The 19,901-nt window shown below is 68.6% G+C and carries 22 protein-coding genes; 5 read left to right on the top strand and 17 right to left on the bottom strand.

Annotated elements, in window-relative coordinates; translation table 11 throughout:
* The first annotated feature begins 2 nt into the window (after window positions 1–2).
* Window positions 3–1,139 carry an FMN-dependent L-lactate dehydrogenase LldD gene (lldD, locus tag RMO01_RS14790; RefSeq protein ID WP_309629827.1) on the top strand — a complete coding sequence of 379 codons (1,137 nt, stop codon included), beginning with the start codon at window positions 3–5 and terminating at the stop codon, window positions 1,137–1,139.
* A gap of 22 nt (window positions 1,140–1,161) precedes the next feature.
* Here lldD and rhaT read toward each other — a convergent pair whose 3' ends face one another.
* Both rhaT and RMO01_RS14780 read right to left on the bottom strand, forming a co-directional pair.
* Window positions 1,162–2,232, bottom strand: coding sequence for an L-rhamnose/proton symporter RhaT (rhaT, locus tag RMO01_RS14785; protein ID WP_309629826.1), 1,071 nt, complete (start codon window positions 2,230–2,232; stop codon window positions 1,162–1,164).
* A gap of 165 nt (window positions 2,233–2,397) precedes the next feature.
* Complete coding sequence (locus RMO01_RS14780) at window positions 2,398–2,712, bottom strand: L-rhamnose mutarotase (RefSeq protein WP_309629825.1); 315 nt, start codon at window positions 2,710–2,712, stop codon at window positions 2,398–2,400.
* A gap of 113 nt (window positions 2,713–2,825) precedes the next feature.
* Here RMO01_RS14780 and pelA point away from each other — a divergent pair, with 113 nt between their 5' ends.
* On the top strand, window positions 2,826–4,154 hold the full coding sequence (gene pelA / locus RMO01_RS14775; RefSeq protein WP_309629824.1) for a pectate lyase: 1,329 nt from the start codon (window positions 2,826–2,828) through the stop codon (window positions 4,152–4,154).
* Here pelA and hutI read toward each other — a convergent pair.
* Genes hutI through RMO01_RS14760 form a run of 3 tightly spaced genes read right to left on the bottom strand, consistent with a single transcriptional unit; the run spans window position 4,100 to window position 7,469 of the window.
* Entirely contained in the window at window positions 4,100–5,356 is a 1,257-nt protein-coding gene (hutI, locus tag RMO01_RS14770) for an imidazolonepropionase (RefSeq protein WP_309629823.1), read from the bottom strand. The two genes, pelA and hutI, sit on opposite strands and share 55 nt — an antisense overlap.
* Entirely contained in the window at window positions 5,353–6,078 is a 726-nt protein-coding gene (hutC, locus tag RMO01_RS14765) for a histidine utilization repressor (protein ID WP_309629822.1), read from the bottom strand. The genes hutI and hutC overlap by 4 nt, the downstream gene beginning before the upstream one ends.
* A complete protein-coding gene (locus RMO01_RS14760; RefSeq protein ID WP_309629821.1) occupies window positions 6,075–7,469 on the bottom strand; it encodes a formimidoylglutamate deiminase in 1,395 nt (464 codons plus the stop codon). Before RMO01_RS14760 ends, hutC begins: the two co-directional genes overlap by 4 nt.
* Window positions 7,470–7,543: 74 nt before the next feature.
* On the opposite strand from RMO01_RS14760, the gene hutG reads away from it, so the two are divergent.
* The 3 genes from hutG to hutH are packed head-to-tail and all read left to right on the top strand — an operon-like array spanning window position 7,544 to window position 11,557.
* Window positions 7,544–8,353, top strand: a complete 810-nt coding sequence (gene hutG, locus RMO01_RS14755) for an N-formylglutamate deformylase (protein ID WP_309629820.1) — start codon at window positions 7,544–7,546, stop codon at window positions 8,351–8,353.
* A gap of 1 nt (window position 8,354) precedes the next feature.
* On the top strand, window positions 8,355–10,025 hold the full coding sequence (hutU, locus tag RMO01_RS14750; protein WP_309629819.1) for a urocanate hydratase: 1,671 nt from the start codon (window positions 8,355–8,357) through the stop codon (window positions 10,023–10,025).
* Between the two features lie 2 nt (window positions 10,026–10,027).
* A complete protein-coding gene (gene hutH, locus RMO01_RS14745; RefSeq protein ID WP_309629818.1) occupies window positions 10,028–11,557 on the top strand; it encodes a histidine ammonia-lyase in 1,530 nt (509 codons plus the stop codon).
* Window positions 11,558–11,816: 259 nt separating this feature from the next.
* Here the strand turns inward: hutH and RMO01_RS14740 are convergent, their stop codons facing one another.
* The 12 genes from RMO01_RS14740 to RMO01_RS14685 form a co-directional block, all read right to left on the bottom strand.
* Window positions 11,817–12,263, bottom strand: a complete 447-nt coding sequence (locus RMO01_RS14740; protein WP_309629817.1) for a chemotaxis protein CheE — start codon at window positions 12,261–12,263, stop codon at window positions 11,817–11,819.
* Window positions 12,260–12,859 (bottom strand): response regulator, encoded by a 600-nt coding sequence (locus RMO01_RS14735; RefSeq protein ID WP_309629816.1) that lies wholly within the window; start codon window positions 12,857–12,859, stop codon window positions 12,260–12,262. Before RMO01_RS14735 ends, RMO01_RS14740 begins: the two co-directional genes overlap by 4 nt.
* A 4-nt stretch (window positions 12,860–12,863) precedes the next feature.
* A complete protein-coding gene (locus RMO01_RS14730) occupies window positions 12,864–13,205 on the bottom strand; it encodes a hypothetical protein (protein WP_309629815.1) in 342 nt (113 codons plus the stop codon).
* Window positions 13,205–13,744, bottom strand: a complete 540-nt coding sequence (locus RMO01_RS14725; RefSeq protein WP_409013088.1) for a chemotaxis protein CheD — start codon at window positions 13,742–13,744, stop codon at window positions 13,205–13,207. Before RMO01_RS14725 ends, RMO01_RS14730 begins: the two co-directional genes overlap by 1 nt.
* Window positions 13,744–14,133: a response regulator gene (locus tag RMO01_RS14720; protein ID WP_309629813.1), complete on the bottom strand. Its 390-nt coding sequence runs from the start codon at window positions 14,131–14,133 to the stop codon at window positions 13,744–13,746. Before RMO01_RS14720 ends, RMO01_RS14725 begins: the two co-directional genes overlap by 1 nt.
* A 9-nt stretch (window positions 14,134–14,142) precedes the next feature.
* Window positions 14,143–15,183 carry a chemotaxis response regulator protein-glutamate methylesterase gene (locus tag RMO01_RS14715; RefSeq protein WP_309629812.1) on the bottom strand — a complete coding sequence of 347 codons (1,041 nt, stop codon included), beginning with the start codon at window positions 15,181–15,183 and terminating at the stop codon, window positions 14,143–14,145.
* A complete protein-coding gene (locus RMO01_RS14710) occupies window positions 15,180–16,079 on the bottom strand; it encodes a protein-glutamate O-methyltransferase (RefSeq protein WP_309629811.1) in 900 nt (299 codons plus the stop codon). The genes RMO01_RS14715 and RMO01_RS14710 overlap by 4 nt, the downstream gene beginning before the upstream one ends.
* Complete coding sequence (locus tag RMO01_RS14705) at window positions 16,076–16,537, bottom strand: chemotaxis protein CheW (RefSeq protein ID WP_309629810.1); 462 nt, start codon at window positions 16,535–16,537, stop codon at window positions 16,076–16,078. The genes RMO01_RS14710 and RMO01_RS14705 overlap by 4 nt, the downstream gene beginning before the upstream one ends.
* Before the next feature lie 2 nt (window positions 16,538–16,539).
* Window positions 16,540–18,840 (bottom strand): chemotaxis protein CheA, encoded by a 2,301-nt coding sequence (locus RMO01_RS14700; protein WP_309629809.1) that lies wholly within the window; start codon window positions 18,838–18,840, stop codon window positions 16,540–16,542.
* A gap of 3 nt (window positions 18,841–18,843) precedes the next feature.
* Window positions 18,844–19,209 (bottom strand): response regulator, encoded by a 366-nt coding sequence (locus tag RMO01_RS14695; protein ID WP_309629808.1) that lies wholly within the window; start codon window positions 19,207–19,209, stop codon window positions 18,844–18,846.
* Window positions 19,206–19,484, bottom strand: coding sequence for an STAS domain-containing protein (locus RMO01_RS14690; RefSeq protein WP_309629807.1), 279 nt, complete (start codon window positions 19,482–19,484; stop codon window positions 19,206–19,208). The genes RMO01_RS14695 and RMO01_RS14690 overlap by 4 nt, the downstream gene beginning before the upstream one ends.
* Window positions 19,484–19,901, bottom strand: a 418-nt coding sequence (locus tag RMO01_RS14685) for a methyl-accepting chemotaxis protein (protein WP_309629806.1), incomplete at its 5' end; no start/stop codon positions are given. The genes RMO01_RS14685 and RMO01_RS14690, both read right to left, overlap by 1 nt.

The following is a 19,901-nucleotide window of genomic DNA, read 5'->3' as shown; positions in this document are numbered from 1 at the left end:
CGGTGATCATCTCCTCGCCCGGTGATTTCCGCGAGGCCGCACGCCGCAAGCTGCCGCCCTTCCTGTTCCACTACATCGACGGCGGGGCCTACGCGGAGCAGACGCTGCGCAGGAACGTCGAGAACTGGCAGGAGGTCGCCCTGCGCCAGCGGGTGCTCGGCGGCGTCGGCGAAGTCGACCTGTCGACCCGCCTGTTCGGCGAGACCCTGAACCTGCCGGTGATCCTGGCGCCGGTCGGCCTGACCGGCATGTATGCACGGCGCGGCGAGGTCCAGGCGGCGAAGGCCGCGGCTTCGCGCGGCGTGCCCTTCACCCTGTCCACCGTCTCGGTCTGCCCGATCGACGAGGTCGCGCCCGCCATCGACCGGCCGATGTGGTTTCAGCTCTACGTCCTGCGCGAGAGGGGCTTCATGAAGGATGCGCTGGAGCGGGCGAAGGCGGCCGGGGTGAAGACCCTGGTCTTCACCGTCGACATGCCCATCCCCGGCGCGCGGTATCGCGACGCCCACTCGGGGATGAGCGGGCCGAACGCCGAGCTGCGCCGGATGATCCAGGCCATGACCCATCCGGCCTGGGCCTGGGACGTCGGCGTGAACGGGCGACCCCACGACCTCGGCAACGTGTCGGCCTACCTCGGCAAGGCGACGGGGCTGGCCGACTATATCGGCTGGCTGGGCGCCAACTTCGATCCGTCGATCTCGTGGAAGGACCTGCAGTGGATCCGCGACTTCTGGGACGGTCCGATGATCATCAAGGGCATCCTCGACGCCGATGATGCGAAGGACGCGGTCAGCTTCGGCGCCGACGGAATCGTGGTGTCCAACCACGGTGGGCGACAACTGGACGGGGTCCTGTCCTCTGCGCGCGCCCTGCCCGCGATCGCCGGAGCCGTGAAGGGCCAGATCGCCATCCTTGCCGATTCCGGCGTCCGCAACGGGCTGGACGTCGTCCGGGCCCTCGCACTCGGAGCCGATGCGGTCATGCTTGGGCGCGCCTTCGTCTATGCGCTCGCGGCAGGCGGGCAGAGGGGCGTCGAGACCTTGCTGGATCTGTTCGAGAAGGAGATGCGGGTCGCCATGACCCTGACCGGATCGACCCGGATCAGCGACCTGGGGCCGGACACGATCGCCCGGCCCTAGGTCGTCCTGGCGGCCGCCCTCTTTAGCGCCCGATGTAGTTGCCGTAGCCGATGATGACGGTGGCCAGGACCAGCAGGCCGATGCCGGAAAACACCATCAGGCGGGCCTTGGTCGGAGCGCCCTTCCACTCCTTGAACGCGAAGCCCCACAGGGCGCCGAAGATGATGATGCTGGCCATGTGCAGGGTCCAGGACGAGAAGCCGAAGCGACCCATCTGGCTCTCGCCCATCGTGTAGAAGAAGAACTGGAAATACCAGATCGTGCCGGCGACGGCCGAGAACAGATAGTTCAGGGCCAGCGGGACCTTGCCGGCGACCGGCGTCGAGGGATCATCGGTCGACATCTTGCCGACCCACTGACCGGCCGACCTGTTGCGGGCGATCAGGATGCCGCACCAGATGGCGTTGGTGATCAGGCCGCCGAACATGATGATGCACAGAACCGGCAGGCCGACCCACAGCGAACCGGTGCCCGCCGCGGCGCTGAGCTGGCGGATTGGCTCGCCGGCGGCCAGGCCGAAGGCGAAACAGGACGACATGACGCCCGAGAAGATTGCGACGCCGATCCCCTTCTTGAAGTCGAACTCGGCGATGGCGGCGTTGTCGACGGGCTCGCCCTTCTTCGCCCCGGCCAGGGCGACGACGATGATACCCGCAAGGGTGACCAGCAGGCCCAGCAGGATGATGTTGCCGGACGGGCTGGAGATCAGGTTGGAAACGAACGTCCCCTGGAAGATCGGCGGGATCAGGGTGCCGAAGACCGTGCAGAGCCCCAGCACCACCGCCATGCCCAGCGACAGGCCGAGGTAGCGCATCGTCAGGCCGTAGGTCAGGCCGCCGAAGCCCCACAGGCATCCGAACAGGACGCAGTAGCCGAGGGTCGTGGACGGCGTCGCCGACAGCACGCCCATCAGGTCGTTCGTCTGGATCGAGGCGAAGAACCAGGGCGCGACGACCCAGGAGAAGACACCGCCGGTGATCCAGTAGATTTCCCACGACCAGCGCTTCACGCCGCGATAGGGGACGTAGAAGCTGGCTGCGGCCAGGCCGCCGAGCCAGTGGAAGAGGACGCCTAGGAACGGGTTGGCGGGCAAGACGGAACCTCCGGTGTCGAACGCGATGGAGGTCGGAAGGGGCTGGCGGTCAGCGGAAGCCGACCTGTGATGTTCCGTCCCATTCCCACATTTTCGCCATGCGGTTCATTATTTGGACACACCCTAGAGGGCGCGAAGCGAGGCCGTCAAGCGAGCACAGCGCCCCTATTCAAGGTGAAACATCGGCTCCAGCGTCGTCTGAATCGGCGCGCCGGTCGCGTCGGTCTCCATCAGATCGGCCATATGGTCCCACCACTTTCGCATGACCGGCAGGCCGGGCAAGTCGTCCATTCGATGATCGTCGCTGCGCCAAAGGGTGGCGAACAGGCGACCGGACTCGCGTTCCAGATGGATGGAATAGTCGCGCACCCCCGCCTGATACAGGGCGTCACGCAAGTCGGGCCAAAGGGCGTCGTGCCGCGCCTTGTATTCAGCCTCGGCCCCGGGATTCAGATGCATGCAGAAGGCGATCTTTTGCATTGAGGCGCTCCTTCACGGTCGGATGAGTTGACCGGTTGATCTCATCATATAGCATATCGTGCAACATAATGAGAAAGCGGCCTGCTCGTCGCTTCGATCAGGGACGGCCGGTCATGACAACCTTACGCGCGCGGGCCGGGGCTCTGCTTCCAATCCTGTTGGGCCTTGCGTTCGCGCCGACCGCCCAGGCCGAGGAGCTGCGCCAGAACGTCCCGGCCCAGTCTCTGACCGTCGCCCGGATCGCCCGGTTGCCCGAGCCGCAGCGTGACGCCTGGGCCGCCTATCTTGATCGCTCCCACGCCCAGGCCTTGCTCGACCGCGCGACCCTGACGGCCGAACTGCCGGCCGGCTCGACCGTGCCCCCGCCGCCGCTGGCCGTCGGAGGCTCGCAAGGGAACATGCCTCTGGACCGCGAGGACGCCTGGTATGGCACGCCGGAGGCCCGTGCCGTCGCCGACGCCATCGTCAGCTTCCAGACCCCGGCCGGCGGCTGGAGCAAGAATCAGGACCGCCGCATCGCCCGCCTGCCGGGCCAGCGCTATTCCAACGACGCCGAGACAATGGAGCTGAACCCGCAGAATTTCGACGCGCCGGTCGATCGCTTCTGGACCTTCGTCGGCACGCTCGATAACGGCGCCACCACGACCGAGATGCGCTTCCTGGCCAAGGTGGCCGGCCACTATCCCGGCGCCGAAGGCGACGCCTGGCGCGCCAGCATCATCAAGGGCGTCCGGTATCTGCTGAACGCTCAGTACCCGAACGGCGGCTGGCCTCAGATCTGGCCGGTCGAGGGCGGGTTCCATGACGCCGTCACCTTCAACGACAACGCCGTAGCCGAGGCGGCCATGCTGCTGGAGGACGTGGTCGAGAACGAGAACGGCTTCGATTTCGTCCCCGGGGACCTGAAGGCCCTCGCCGTCGATGCCGTGCGTCACGGCGTCGAGGTCATCCTGGCCGCACAGGTCAGGGTCGACGGCGAACTGACCGCCTGGCCGCAACAGGTCGATCCACTGACCCTCGCGCCGTCCAGCGCCCGCAACTACGAGCCCCAGTCGATCGCCAGCGGCGAGACCACCGACATCCTGCTGTTCCTGATGCGACAGCCCGATCCGTCGCCGGCAGTCCAGACGGCCGTTCGCGCGGCCATCGCCTGGCTGGAATCCAAGCGGCTCTACGACCATTCGTTCGAGATGACTGACGACGGGCGCAAGCTGATCGAGCGCGCGGGCGCCGGACCGCTCTGGTCCCGCAACTATGATCTGGTGACCGGCCTGCCGATCTTCGGCGACAAGAACCAGATGATCTACGACGACGTGAACGAGATCTCGATCGGCCGTCGCAACGGCTATTCCTGGTGGATCAACTCGCCGCAGAAGGCCCTGGACGCCTATGTCGCCTGGAACGCCGCCAACCCCGCCCAGGCCGGGGCGCCCACCACGTAGCGAGCGTTCAGGATCGGCTTGCCGAGCCAGTAGCAGAGCTCGGCCGGGCGGGTGATGTCCCAGACGGCGAGGTCGGCGGCCTTGCCGGCTTCCAGCGTGCCGATCTCATCGCCGAGACCCAGGGCCCGGGCGGCGTGGCGGGTGGCGCCGGCCAGGGCTTCCTCGGGCGTCAGGCGGAACTGGACGCAGGCCAGGGTCAGGGCGGCGGTCATGGAGGCGACCGGCGAGGTGCCGGGGTTGCAGTCGGTCGCGACGGCCATGGCGACCCCGTGACATCGCAGGGCCGCGATCGGCGGCGGGGTCGTTTCACGCAGCATCAGATAGGCGCCAGGCAGCAGGACGGCGACGACGCCGGCCTTGGCCATCGCGCGGACGCCCGCCTCGCTGGAATGTTCGATGTGGTCGGCGGACAGGGCGTCGTAGCGGGCCGCGAGCGCCGCGCCGCCGCCGTCCGACAGCTGGTCGGCGTGAAGTTTGACCGGCAGGCGGAGCGCCTTCGCCTTCTCGAACAGGCGCGACACCTCGGCGTCTGAGAAGGCGATGGGCTCGCAATAGGCGTCGACCGCATCGACCAAGCCTTCCGCATGCGCCGCGGGCAGGATGTCGTCGATGGCGAGATCGACATAGGCCGAGCGGTCGGCCCGATGTTCGGGCGGCACGGCATGCAGGCCCAGATACGACGTGCGGACGCGGACCCCGGCCTCGCGTCCGATGCGGCGGGCGACGCGCAGCATCTTCAGCTCGGCGTCGCGGTCGAGGCCATAGCCGGACTTGATCTCGACCGTGGTGACCCCGGTCACCTTGAGCCCCTCGAGGCGGGACAGGGCGGAGGTGTAGAGCTGATCCTCCGACGCCGCCCGGGTCGCCGTCATGGACGAGACGATGCCGCCGCCGGCGCGGGCGATCTCCTCATAGGTCGCGCCGTTCAGACGCTGTTCGAACTCGCCCGACCGGTCGCCGCCGAAGACCAGATGGGTGTGACAGTCGATCAGGCCGGGGGTGACCCAGCGGCCGTCGAGCCGGTCCGTCCGGAGGACCTCATGGGCGGGCAGATCGGCGCGGGGTCCGATCCAGACGATGCGACCGTCGGCGATCAGGAGAGCGGCGTCCTCAATCGCGCCATAGGCCGCGCCGCCCATTCTGTCGGAGGCGGGGACCATCGTGGCGACATGGCAGTCGGTGATCAGACGGTCGGCCTTCATCCACGGTCTCCACGCGCGTCACGGCCGGGCGAGAACCGGGCCACCAGATCATAGCGGTCGCCGGGGAAGGTCTGCCACACCTGGGTCACCCCCTGGCCGTCCCGCCAGGTGCGGCGTTCGACGCACAGACAGGCGGCTCCGGCCTTGAGCCCCAGCAGACGCGCGTCCTGCGCCGTGGCGGACACGGCCGAGATCCGATGCTCGGCCTCGGTCCAGGGTTCGGCGTCGAGCAGCCAGCTTCCCGGCGGCGCCGTGCTGAAATCCACGCTCGCGGCCTCGGGCGCCGCGGACAGGGCGATCAGGCGTCGCTCCAGCGCGAGGGCCGTTCCATCCCCGAGGTGCAGTCCGTCGAGCTCCAGCAACAGCCCGCCGCCCGCCAGGTCGCGCTCTGCGTCGGCCGGCTGCCGCTCGCGTCGCGACAGCAGCCGGTATTCATAGGCCAGGCCGCGCTGCGTCGCCTCGGCGCGCAGGTCGGGAATGGCGAGGATGGCGGAGTGCACGCGCGGCTGGGCCACGAAGGTTCCGGCCCGTCGTCGACGCGTCACGAGCCCCCGCGCGGCCAGTTCGGAGATGGCCTTGTTCACCGTCATCCGCGAACAGCCGTAGCGCTCCGTCAGCTCGTGCTCGAACGGAATGCGCGCGCCGGGCGCCCAGTCGCCGGACAGGATGCGGCCCTCCAGGTCGTCGTAGATGCGGCGGTGCAGGGTGGCGGGCTCGCTCATCCGAGGACGACCGAAAGCGCCTTGCGATAGCGGGCCTCGACGGCGTCGCGGGCGACGTGCCGGCCATCGACCACCACTCGCCGGCCACGTCGCCAGACCGAGCGGATGGCCCGCTCGCCGCCGAAGATCCAGCTGTCGAGAACCGCATCGCCCTGTCGTCCCGCGAAGCCGACGGCGCCCGCGTCAAGGCCGATCAGGTCGGCGGGCCGGCCGACGGCGAGACCGCCCTCGCCACCGGTTGCCTGACGCCCGCCGGACAGGGCGCGATCGAACAGGGCGCGACCCGTGGAGCGCTGCGCGTCCGCCATCACGCCCCGCGCGCGCAACGCCAGCCGTTGGGAATACTCCAGCATGCGCAGTTCGTCGGCGACGCCGATCTGGATGTTGGAATCCGTGCCGATCCCGAACCGGCCGCCGCCCTCGACGAAGTCCTGCGCCGGGAAGATGCCGTCGCCCAGATTGGCCTCGGTCAGGGGGCAGAGGCCGACGACGGCGCCCGCCCTGGCGACGCCGCGCCACTCGGCCTCGGTCACATGGGTCGAGTGGATCAGGCACCACTGCTGATCGATTGGAGCGTTGGCCAGCAGCCACTCGACCGGGCGCGCGCCGGACCAGTCGAGGCAGTCGTCGACCTCCTTCGTCTGTTCGGCGACGTGGATGTGGATCGGCCCGCCCGCGGCCAGACCGGGCATGGCCGCCAGTTCGTCAGGCGTCACCGCGCGCAGGCTGTGGGGGGCGACGCCGACGACCGCGTCCGGCAGGCTCGCGGTCAGGCTGCGACCGCGCGCGACCAGATCGGCGAACCCGTCCACATCGGTGATGAACCGCCGCTGGCCCTCGTTCGGGGCCGCGCCGCCGAAGGTCGAGTGGGCGTAGAAGACCGGCAACAGCGTCAGGGCGACACCGGTCGTCTCCGCCGCCGCGACGATCCGTCCGGTCAGTTCAGCGGGATCGGCATAGGCCGTGCCCGTCGGGTCGTTGTGCAGATAGTGGAACTCGGCGCACCGCGTGAAACCGCCCTCCAGCATGTCGCAGAAGGCGAAGGCGGTGATGGCCTCGATCTCCTCCGGACCGCCCCGGTCGAGGAAGCGGTACATCAGCTGGCGCCAGGTCCAGAAATTGTCGCCGGCGTCGCCTCCCCCCTCTGACTTGGCCGGCCCGCGTGCCTCGGTCAGGCCCGCCATGGCGCGCTGGAAGGCGTGGCTGTGGACATTGGCCATGCCCGGTAGGGCGACGCCGTGCGCCTCGTCAGATGCGGCGCGGGGCGTCTCGGCCTCGATGCCCGAGATCAGCCCGTCCGCGATCGTGACCCGCACGTCGCGCGCCCAGCCCTGGGGCAACAGGGCTTGCTCGAACCACAGGCTGCGACCTTCGAACGGCGTCTGCGACACTGGACAATCCCGACGGGGTGAGAACACTATGTCTAGACATATCACGTGTCGGGCATTTGGCGAGGGAGACTGGAATGAGCACAGACTGGCTGACCGTCGTCGAGGGACCGGCGCGTCTGATCGTCGCCTTCCCCCACACCGGAACGAGCATTCCCGGCGACATCGAGACGCGGATGGTCTCGCCCTGGCTGGCCCGCAAGGACGCCGACTGGTGGGTGGACCGGCTGTATGATTTCGCCGGGGAGATGGGCGCCACGACGGTGCGCACCGCGATCAGCCGCAGCGTCATCGACGTGAACCGCGATCCGTCCGGCGCCTCCCTCTATCCCGGCATGGCGACGACCGGCCTTTGCCCCGTCGAGACCTTCGACGGCGAGCCCCTGTACCGCCCCGGCCAGGAACCGACCGAAGCCGAGATCGCCGAGCGGCGCGCGACCTGGTTCGATCCCTATCACGCCGCCGTCCGGGCCCAGATCGACCGGCTGGCCGCATCAGGGCCTGTCGTCCTCTACGACGCCCATTCGATCCGCTCGGTCGTGCCGCGCCTGTTCGACGGAGCGCTGCCCCTGTTCAACATCGGCGACAACGACGGGGTGACCTGCGCGCCCGGACTGACCCGCGCGGTCGAGGCCGCCTGTGGTCCCTCCCAGGTGACCAACGGGCGGTTCAAGGGCGGCTGGACGACACGGCATTACGGGCGGCCCGAGACCGGAACTCATGCCATCCAGATGGAGCTGGCCGATCGCGGCTACATCCTCGACCCGGAGGGCGGCGTGTCGGAGGCGAACTGGCCCTCGCCCTACGACCCCGAACGCGCCGAGCCGATGCGCCGGCATCTCCGCGCTGTCCTGACCGCCTGCATCGATTTCGCCCGGAACGCCTGACATGACCTCCAGCCCCTCCAACGCCCGTGTCGTCCGCGCCCCTCGCGGGACCGAGATGACGGCAAAGACCTGGGCCGCCGAGGCCGCCCTGCGCATGCTGATGAACAACCTCGATCCCGAGGTCGCCGAGCGGCCCGAAGACCTCGTGGTCTATGGCGGGATCGGCAAGGCGGCCCGCGACTGGGCCAGCTTCGACCGCATCGTCGAGAGCCTGCGGGCCCTGGCGCCGGACGAGACCCTGCTGGTCCAGTCGGGCAAGCCCGTCGGCGTTTTCCGCACCCATGAAGACGCGCCGCGCGTGCTGATCGCCAACTCCAACCTGGTGCCCAAATGGGCGACCTGGGAGCATTTCAACGAACTCGATCGCAAGGGCCTGATGATGTACGGCCAGATGACGGCCGGGTCGTGGATCTACATCGGCACCCAGGGCATCGTTCAGGGCACCTACGAGACCTTCATGGAGGCCGGCCGCCAGCATCACGGAGGCGACTGGTCGGGCAAATGGATCCTGACCGCCGGCCTCGGCGGCATGGGCGGGGCCCAGACCCTGGCCGCGACCATGGCCGGGGCCTCCTGCCTCGCCGTCGAATGCCAGCGCAGCCGGATCGAGATGCGGCTGAAGACCCGATACCTCGACGTCATGACCGAGACGCTCGACGAGGCGCTGGCCCTGATCGAGGAAGCCGGGCGGACCGGTAAACCGATCTCGGTCGGCCTGCTGGGCAACGCCGCAGAGGTCCTGCCGGAAATGGTGAGGCGCGGCGTGCGGCCCGACCTCGTGACCGACCAGACCAGCGCCCACGACCTGATCAACGGCTACCTGCCCGCCGGCTGGACGGTCGCGGAATGGGAAGACAAGCGCGTGTCTGACCCCGCCGCCGTAGAGGCCGCCGCCAAGGCCTCCTGCGCCGTCCATGTCCAGGCCATGCTCGACTTCCAGGCGGCGGGCATCCCGGTCACCGACTACGGCAACAACATCCGCCAGGTCGCCTTCGACCAGGGGGTGGCGAAGGCCTTCGACTTCCCGGGTTTCGTGCCGGCCTATATTCGCCCGCTGTTCTGTCGCGGCATCGGCCCGTTCCGCTGGGCCGCCCTGACCGGCGATCCGGAGGATATCCGCAAGACCGACGCGGCGATGAAGCGTCTGTTCCCTGATAATGCCGGCCTGCACCGCTGGCTCGACATGGCGGAAGAGCGGATCGCCTTCCAGGGCCTGCCCGCCCGCATATGCTGGATCGGCCTCGGCGACCGTCACCGCGCCGGCCTGATGTTCAACGAGATGGTGGCGTCGGGCGAACTCAGCGGCCCCATCGTCATCGGCCGGGATCACCTCGACTCGGGTTCGGTCGCCAGCCCCAACCGGGAGACGGAGGCCATGATGGACGGGTCGGACGCCGTGTCTGACTGGCCGTTGCTGAACGCCCTGCTGAACACGGCCTCGGGCGCCAGCTGGGTCTCCCTGCACCACGGCGGCGGGGTCGGCATGGGCTATTCCCAGCACTCCGGCGTGGTCATCGTGGCCGACGGCACGCCCGAGGCGGCGAAGCGGCTGGAGCGCGTCCTGTGGAACGACCCGGCCACGGGCGTCATGCGCCATGCCGACGCCGGCTATGAGATCGCCCGCGCCGCCTCCCGCGAGCACGGCCTGAACCTGCCCAGCCTGAAGGCCTGACCATGACAACCATCATCGTCGGGGCCGAACCCCTCACCCTCGCCCAGCTGCGGGCGGTCATCGACGGCCCGGTCACCGTGGAGGTCGCCGCCTCCGCCTGGACCGATGTCGATAAGTCGGCCGCGACCGTCGCCGCCATCATCGCCGAAGGCCGCACGGTCTATGGCATCAACACCGGCTTCGGCCTGCTGGCCAACACTTCCATCGCGCCCGGCGATCTGGAGACGCTGCAGAAGAACCTTGTGCTGAGCCACGCCTGCGGCGTCGGGCCATTGCTGGATGATGCGGTCGTTCGGCTGATCCTGGTGCTGAAGATCGCCAGTCTGTCGAAGGGGGCGTCGGGCATCCGGCGCGAGACGCTGGAGGCCCTGATCGGCCTGGTCAATGCCGACGTCCTGCCCTGTATTCCGTCCAAGGGTTCGGTCGGCGCCTCGGGCGATCTGGCGCCCCTGGCCCATATGTCCTGCGTCCTGATCGGCGTCGGCGAGGCGCGGCATCGGGGCGAGACGCTGGACGCCGAGAGCGCCCTGTCGCGGGCCGGTCTGCCGGTCCTGACGCTCGGACCGAAGGAAGGGCTCGCCCTGCTCAACGGCACCCAGTGTTCGACGGCCCTGGCCCTGGCCGGCCTGTTCGCGACCGAGGCCGCCTTCGCCGCCGGGATCGCGGCCGGCGCCCTGTCTGTCGATGCGCTGAAGGGATCCGACGCCCCGTTCGATCCCCGCATCCACGCGCTCCGCAACCAGCCCGGCCAGATCGACGTCGCCGCCGCCCTGCGCGGTCTGATGGCCGACAGCGCCATTCGCGACAGTCACCGCGAGGGCGATGCCAAGGTGCAGGACCCCTACTCCCTGCGCTGCCAGCCCCAGGTCATGGGGGCGGTGCTCGACGTCATCCGCAACGCCGCCGCGACACTGGAGCGCGAGGCCAATGCGGTGACCGACAATCCGCTGGTCTTCATCGAGGACGGCGACGTCATCTCGGGCGGAAACTTCCACGCCGAGCCGGTCGCCTTCGCCGCCGACCAGCTGGCCATGGTCCTGTGCGAGATCGGCAACATCTCGGAGCGGCGCACGGCGATCCTGGTCGATCCCAAGATGAGCGAACTGCCGGCCTTCCTCGTCCGCGAGAGCGGGCTGAACTCCGGCTTCATGATCGCCCAGGTGACCGCCGCCGCCCTCGTCGCCGAGAACCGGATGCTGAGCCATCCGTGCAGCGTCGACACCGTCCCGACCTCGGCCAATCAGGAAGACCATGTCTCCATGGCCACCCACGGCGCGCGACGCCTGCTGGAGATGGCCGAGAACACAGCGACCGTCGTCGGGATCGAGCTGCTGGCGGCCGCCCAGGGGATCGAATTCCATCGCCCGCTGAAGAGTTCGCCGGCGCTGGAACAGATCTGGTCGATCGTGCGCGAGGCGGTCGCCGCCTATGACAGCGACCACTATTTCGCGCCGGACATCGCCCGCGCGACGGACGGCGTCCGGGCCGGTCGTTACCGTCAGTTCGCGGCGGAACTGCTACCCTCGACCTGACGGGGCGCCGTGCGCCCTTCCAGTGCTGAAGCCGAACTTCAAAACAGAGTCCGGCGAGTCCGGGGAGTCCGGCTCGAATTCAATGAGTCCAGTCGGTTAGGGTTCCAGCCCTGCGGACGCACTCGACTACGGGTCGCCAGGCGGCCGTTCATCTGACGGTTTCAAAGACCGTCAGAGGACATGGGCGACGCGGTCCAACCCGACAAGAGCGTGCCGGGAATAAATTCTTTGTCCGCGACACCTCCGGGATGGCGGGCCGTTATCGGGTCTGGGTAATCGAGCGCAGGCCGGCGAGCAGGGTGTCGCTGGTGCGGCCGGTCCGGCATCCGCCCGCGAGGATCAGCCTCAACGCCTGGGCGTGAACTTGTACCGACGGCCAGTGCCAGGTGTCGGCCTGGATCATACGGTCGGAGATTTCACACAGGCTGTAGGCCGCCTCGAACAGCGGGCCGGTGTCGAAATAGCCAGCCAGATCGACGATCGACGAGGCCAGGGCGTAGACCTGCGGGCCCGCTCGTGCCGGCGCCTCGGCGCACAGGGCCTCAAGCGTCGCCAGCGTCTCGCCTACGGTGGCCATGGCGTCATCGCGGTGGGTTTCCAGTTGCGCCACCGCCTGCCGCTCGAGATCGCGAACCTGGCGACCGCCCGGATCCTTCATCTGGCGGGCCAGAGTGCTCTTGATCTTGAACGTCCGGGGTTCGCTCACAACGAGACCTTCATCGGCTTCATCAACATATCGATATCGGACTGATCCATATTCGCCTCGGTGGCGGCGCCGACGTGTTCCGACAGGTCGCCGCTACGGCGCCCCTTCATGCCCACGGGCGGACCGAGATTGCGGACCCGACGGTCGGGGCCGACGTAGGTTTCACACTCGACGAAGTTCCGCTCATCGGCGCCCAGCCACAGGATACGTTGCAGGAGGACGGTCGGCGTCAGAGGCTTGGTGACGAGGAAACTGGCGCCGCAGTCGCGCCCCGTGTGCACCTTCGACTGGGCGGCGTGGCCGGTCAGCAGGATGACCGGCGTATAGCGCACGGGCGGACTGGTTTCGCGCCGGAGCCAGCGGGTGAAGTCATAGCCGTCCATCTCGGGCATCGAGCAGTCGATCAGGATCAGGTCCACGTCGCGGGTTTCCATGATCGACACGGCTTCGGCCGTGGAGCCGCACTTGATCTGCTGCTTGACCCCGAACCCGTGGAAGATCGAACTCAGCATGTCGAGCGACTTCTGATTGTGGTCGACCAGCAGCACGGTGGAGCGCGCGAGGTTGACCCGATCCGGGGTGGGAGGACGCGCCATGGCTTCAGTCGAACAGGGTCAGTTCGCCCGAAGGCGCGGACATCGAGGGACGGATACCGGTGTCACCCGAAAGGCGATCATAGAGGTCCGACAGCGTCAGGGCATGCAAGGCCGTGGCCATAGGCGCACCGGCGCCCAGGGCGGCGGCCAGACCACTGAGCCCGTCGAGACGCTGGATCAGAAGGTCGAAATCCTGAATGCTGCACATCGTCTCTGCATGGCGCTCCGCCGGGCAGTCCGCCATCAGCCCCGACGTCAGGTCGGCGAGGTCCTCGAGACGTTCTCGGATTTCGGCCAGTTCGTTCGAGACGGCGACCAGCAGGGCGCGGGATTGCGACTTCGACATCAGAACAACTCCACGGCGCCCGAGGGGACCGGCTGGATACGGGGCGGCGCCTGGACCGGCACATGGCCGTCGGTCACCGCACGCTGAAGGGCTCGCCCGGTGGCGGGCCAGTAGTGAAGGCGTCGACCGCCCGGGCCGCGCAGGCTGCCGCCCACGAGGGCGATGCCCTCGTCGCGCAGGAAGCGTTCAGCGAAGTCGGCGTTGGCCATGCCCACGTCACGCAGGCTGTCGAACATCCGCCCGCCGCCAAACAGCTTGGCTTCCAGCCGGTCGCGACGCCCGCCCGCCTTGAGGACGTCGTTGATCAGAAGCTCCATCGCATAGGCGCCGTAGCGGCGGCCTGCGTCGGTTCCTGCCCCCGCGCCTTCCGGCAGCAAGAAGTGGTTCATGCCGCCCACGCGCGTGTCCGGATCGCGCAGACACATGGCCACGCAACTCCCGAGGATGGTGGTCAGCATCACGTTTGCGTCGGACGTCACATGGTGCTCGCCCTGGCCCACGTGGATCCGCTGTTCGGTCGCCAGGGCGTCGGCCGACATCATGTCAGTGGCCCGAAGACGCTTTCCAGCTTGTCCTTGAGCTGGGCGACGGTGAACGGCTTGACCAGGTAGTTGTTGACCCCGAACTGCACCGCGCGCTGGACCAGTTCCTTGTCGGCGCGGCCGGTCAGCATGACGAAGGCGGCGCCCTGGGTCGGCGGGTGCGAGCGCACGGCGCGGAGCAGGCCGAGGCCGTCGAGCTTGGGCATGTTGAAATCGGAAATGACCAGGTGCGCAGGCTTGGTGATCATCTCGCGCAGGCCGGCTTCGCCGTCGGCCGCCTCGCGAAACTCGCGGAAGCCGATCTGCTGCAGGCTGGTGCGGATAAGGCTGCGCATCGACATCTGGTCGTCTACGATCAGGACGTGAATGGAGGAGGCGGCGGGCATCTGGAATCCTCAGGCGGCTGTCTGGGCGCCGGGGAAGGCGCACAGATCGAGAATGGCGGACGAGAGACGGTTGAGCGGCAGCTGGCGTTCGACGGCCCCGATCTCATGGGCGACGCGCGGCATGCCGTAGACGACGCAGCTGGCCTCATCCTGGCCCAGGGTGTGGCCGCCGGCGTTGCGCATCTCGAGCAAACCCTGCGCGCCGTCGCGGCCCATGCCGGTCAGGATGACGCCGGTCATCGGACGGCGCAGGCGCGAGACCGAACGGAACAGGACATCGACCGATGGCCGGTGACCGCTGACCGTGTCGCCCTCGCTCAGGCGGCAACGCGGGGTCGTGCCCGAGACCTCAAGGTGGGTCAGGCCGCCGGGCGCCAGATAGATGTGGCCGGGCATCAGCAGCGCGCCGTCGACGGCCTCGCTGACCGTGGCGGCAGACATCTTGTCGAGGCGCGCGGCAAAGCTGGGCGTGAAGGTCGCCGGCATGTGCTGGGTGATCACGGTCGCCGGACAGTTGGCCGGGAAGGCCGACAATATGGTGATCAGGGCTTCCACGCCGCCGGTCGAGGCGCCGATGGCCAGGATGTGGTCCGCCCCGGGACGATAGTCGGTGCGGGGGCGGGGCGTCTCGACCGTCTCGCGGCGACGGACCCGCGACCGGGCGGCCGTCTTCACCTTCAGGGTCAGTTCGGCAAAGGCCTCGACGGCGGTGACGCCGGCGCCGGGCTTCCCGACCGCGTCGACCGCGCCCATCTCCAGCGCCTGAAGGGTCACGTCGGCGCCGGCCTGGGTCAGGGTCGAGACCATAACCACGGGCATGGGCCGCAGGCGCATGATCTTCTCAAGGAACTCCAGCCCGTTCATGTTGGGCATCTCGACGTCGAGGGTGATGACGTCGGGATTCAGTTCCTTGATCAGGGTGCGCGCTTCCAGCGGGTCGGCGGCCGAACCGACGACCTCGATCTCAGGGTCGCGGCGCAGGGCGGCCGTGATCAGACCGCGCATCGTCGGCGAGTCGTCCACGACCAGAACCCGGATGGGCGCACTCATGCGGCCAGCCTGTAGGTCGTCAGGCCGCTGGTGCTCAGCTGGTTCACGGCCGGGCCGCTGACCCGCTCGGAGTGGCCGATGTAGAGGGTGGCTCCGGGGTTCATCAGCGGGGTGAACCGCTTCCACACCCGCTCCTGGGTCGCGTCATCGAAATAGATCACGACGTTGCGGCAGAAGATGACGTCGAACTTGCCGCGCATCGGCCAGTCGCCGATCAGATTGAGTTCGCGGAACGACACGAGTTCGCGCAGCGTCGCATTGGCCGACAGCATGTCGCGACCCTGCACCCCCGAAGAAGAATGGGGCGCCTTCTCGAAGAAGCGGTTGCGCAGCATCGGCGGCGCGGCGTCGAGATGTTCGCTCGAATAGACGCCGGCGATACCCTCGGCGACCATGTTCGGATCGATGTCCGTGGCCAGGATGCGGAAGTCCAGTTCGGCCGCCTCGGGCAGGACCGCCAGGACGGTCATGGCCATCGAATAGGGCTCCTGACCATTCGAACAGGCGGCCGACCACAGGCGGACCCGCTCGCCGCGACGGGCGCGCTCGGCCAGCCCCGGCATAACCTGGTCGCGCAGATGATCGAAGTGATGCGGCTCGCGGAAGAAGCGGGTGACGTTGGTGGTCAGGGCGGCCGTCATCATCTGACGCTCGTCGACGCCGTCCACGCCCTGGACCAGGGCGCAATAGTCGCGGAAGCTGCGCAGGCCGAGGGTCCGAAGCCGCTTGGCCAGCCGCGAGTAGACCAGCGCCGCCTTGCCCTCGTTGAGGGCGATGCCGGCGTGACTATGCAGGATTTCAGCGATGTGGCGGAAGTCCTCGGCGGTGAAGGCGAACTCGCCTTCGACCAGGGACTCGCGCCCGGCGGCCCTTCTTGATCCGGAATCCGAGCTCATGCGGCTTCGGCTTCCGCGGCTTCCGGGATGATCCGGTCCAGCTCGATCAGGCTGATCAGGCGGCCGTCCAGGGCGAACAGGCCCTTCACGAAGGACTTGACCTGGTCGCTGGCGACGTCGGGCGTCGGCTGCATCGCCTCGTCGGTGAGCTGGATGATGTCGGACACGGCGTCGACCAGCAGGCCCACCATCCGGCCGCCGACATGGGCGACCATGATGACGTGACGCGCCGTGGGCTCCGAGGTGCGCAGGCCGAAGCGGGCGCCCAGGTCGATGATCGGCAGGACGGCCCCGCGCAGGTTGATGACCCCCTTCATGAAGCCCGGGGCGCGCGGCAGGGGCGTGGCCGGGGTCCAGCCGCGGATTTCCCTCACGGCCATGATGTCCACGCAGAACTCCTGCTCCCCGATCCGGAAGGCGATCAGTTCGCGTGCGGCGGCGTTGGTGGCTTCAGTCATGATCAACTCGCGATTTTCAGTTCGGAACGCACCGTCTCGTGCCGCACGAACCGGCGGCGCGAACTGGCTACTATGGCGTCGACGTCCAGGATCAGGGCGACGCGGCCGTCGCCCAGGATGGTGGCGGCGGCGACGCCATCGACCTGCTGGTAGTTGGTCTCCAGGCTCTTGATGACGACCTGGCGCTGACCCTGGATGGCTTCCACCAGCAGGGCGGCCTTGCCGCCGCCTTCGCTCTCCACCAGGACCGCCACGCCGGAGGCGGGGTCGATGGCGGTTTCACGGAAGCCGAGGGCCACGCCCACGTCGATCAGGGGCACGAAGATGTCGCGGATGCGGATCACCGCGTCCTTGCCGCCGATGTAGTGCACGTCTTCGGTGCGCGGTGTCAGGCTTTCGACGATCGCCGAGAGCGGCGCCACCAGAGTCTGTTCCGCCGCGGTCACCACCATGCCGTCCAGGACCGCCAGGGTCAGGGGCAGGGACATGGTGAACTTCGAGCCCTTGCCGGGCTCCGACGAGATGGAGATGCGTCCGCCAAGGCCCTGGATGGAGCGGCGAACTACGTCCATACCGACGCCGCGGCCGGAGATGTCGGAGATCACCTCGGCGGTGGAGAAGCCGGGCAGGAAGATCAGGTTGTCGATCTCGTCGTCGGTCAGGGCCGCGTCCTCGGCGATCAGGCCGCGCGAGATCGCGATGCCCTTGACCCGTTCGCGGTTGATGCCTTTGCCGTCGTCGGAAATCTCGATGACGATCCGGCCGGAGCGGTGCAGGGCGGCGAGGCGCACCGTGCCTTCGGTCGGCTTGCCGGCTGCGGCCCGTTCCTCCGGACTTTCCAGTCCGTGGTCGATGGCGTTGCGCAGCATGTGGGTGATCGGTTCGGCCAGGCGTTCGACCACGGTCTTGTCGACCTCGGTGTCCTCGCCGGCGGTGACCAGACGGACGCGCTTGCCGGTCATCTCGCCGACTTCGCGGACGAGGCGCGGCATGCGCTGGAAGACCGACTTCACCGGCTGGGCGCGGATGGCCATGACGCTGTCCTGGATCTCGCGCGTCAGCAGTTCGAGGTCTTCCAGACCGACCGAGATGCCCGACGAACGGGCCAGGCCGCTTTCGATCACGCGCTGGGCCAGCATGGCTTGCTGGATGACCAGCTCGCCGACGACGTTGATCAGGCGATCGACGCGGTCGAGATCGACGCGGATGGTGACGGCGGCCTGGGCGGCGGGGGCCGCAGCCGGGGCGTTGGCGGCGGCCGGGGCTGGCTCCGGGGTCGGCGCGGGGGCCACGGCGGCGACGGGCGGGGCGACCGGCGTGGGCGCCGGCGCGGGGACGGGTTCAGCCACGGGTGCGGGAGCGAGCTCGGCCACAACCTCGGCCTGGGCGCGGGCCAGCAGGGCCGAGATATCGAAGTCGGCGGCCGGCGCGGGCGCTTCCTCGGCGGCTTCAGGCGCGGCGGCGGCGGCGGCGGCAGCGGGGCGAATGGACAGGTCGCAATCGCTTTCCACGAAGTCGAAGACATCGCGGACCGCGGCTTCGCCGGCGTCGGTGGTCAGGTCGATGGTCCAGGCGAGGTAGGATTCCTCGGCGTCCAGCGCGTCCAGATCCGGCACGGCCGAGACGTCGAGTTCGACGGTCATCTCGCCGAGGTGGGATAGCTCGCGCAGCAGCAGGCCGGTCTCGTTGGCGTTGACGTACATCCGGCCATGCGGACGGAACACGATGTGCCAGGCGTCGGCGGCAGGGGGGGCGGCGGGCGCCGCCGGCTCGTCCGGGGCGCCCAGATCGGCGAGATTGAAGGCGACGGGGCGGAAGCCGAAATCGTCTTCGTCGGCTTCAATCGGCGCGGCGGCGACAGGAGCGAAAGCGGGTTCGGATTCGGCGTTGGCCGGGATGGCCTCCCCGTGCGTCAGGGCTTCCAGTTCGGCGACCAGACCGGCCGAGCGGGCCTCGTCGACCGGCGCGCCCTGACCGCGCGCGGCGGCGATGTGGTCGGCCAGCACGTCCGAGGCGCGCAGCAGGGTCTTGACCGTCACGTCGTCGCACGGCTTCCGCTCCGAACGAATTTCGTCCAGCAGGGTCTCGAAGACGTGGGCGAACCGAACCAGGGCGTCGAGGCCGAAGGCCCCTGCCCCGCCCTTGACCGAATGGACGGCGCGGAAGACGGCGTTGACCGTTTCCATGTCCGCACTGCCCTGCTCGATGGCGAGCAGGCCCGTCTCCAGGTCGCCGAGGAGTTCATCGCACTCCTGGAAGAAGACGACCTTGATCGCTTCGAAGGGATCGACCGCGTCAGTCATGGGTCAGGCCGCCACGCGACGGACGGCGTCGACCAGCTTGGCCGGGTCGAACGGCTTGACGATCCAGCCGGTAGCGCCGGCGTCGCGGGCTCGCTGCTTCTTGGCGGCGTCGCTCTCGGTGGTCAGGACAAGCACGGGGGTGGCCCGATGGTTGGGGTCGGCACGGACCCCTTCGATCACGCCGAAGCCGTCCAGGCGGGGCATGTTGATGTCGGTGATGATGACATCGGCGCCCTCGGCGGCGAGCGTCTCCAGCCCGTCCACGCCGTCCACGGCCTGGATCACGCGGTACCCCGCATCAACCAGGGCCATCATCAGCATGTCGCGCATGGTGCGGCTGTCGTCGATGGTCAGGACTGTCTTGATCACGAGAGGGCTCCCAGCGGGCGATCGGCCGAGGCCGCCCCGAATGCGTTCCATTGGTCGGCAAACTCACGCGACACATCGTCAATCTTCAAAGAGTGGCCGTCGCTGGCCCAGGTCTGCTGGGCCGAGATGAGGACCTGCAGGCACAGGCCGCCCAGGCGCTCGACGCGCGAGGCGTCGATGACGACCGACTGGCCGCGCATCGGCAGCAGGGCCGCCTTCAGCGCTTCAGCCTGGGCCAGGTCGAGGACGGCCGGGAGGGACAGGGAGGCGGTCATCAGAACTCCTCCCAGCCGTCTTCGGAGACGACCGGCTGGGGTTTGCGGGCGGCGCCGCCGGAGCCGACGGTGCGCATCTGGGCGACCGTGCGATTGGCCGGACGCGGCTGGGTTTTAGGCGCACTGCGAGCCGCCGGAGCTGAGGCGCCCGAGGCTTGAGGGGCGCCGATCTGGAATCTCGACACCGAGCCGGCGAGGGTCTCGGCCTCCTGCGACAGCGAGTGGCTGGCGGCGGTCGACTGCTCGACCATCGCAGCATTTTGCTGAGTGACCTGATCCATCTGGTTGACGGCGGTGTTGACCTGCTGAAGGCCCGTGGCCTGTTCCTGGGCCGAGGCGGCGATCTCCGACACCAGGCCGTCGATCTCGGCGACGCGGCTGACAATGCGTTGCAGCGCCTCGCCGGTCTGGCCGACC

It is taken from the genome of Brevundimonas sp. (genome assembly GCF_031412435.1).
GTDB lineage: Bacteria > Pseudomonadota > Alphaproteobacteria > Caulobacterales > Caulobacteraceae > Brevundimonas.
This window is presented reverse-complemented; position numbering and strand designations above follow the sequence as displayed.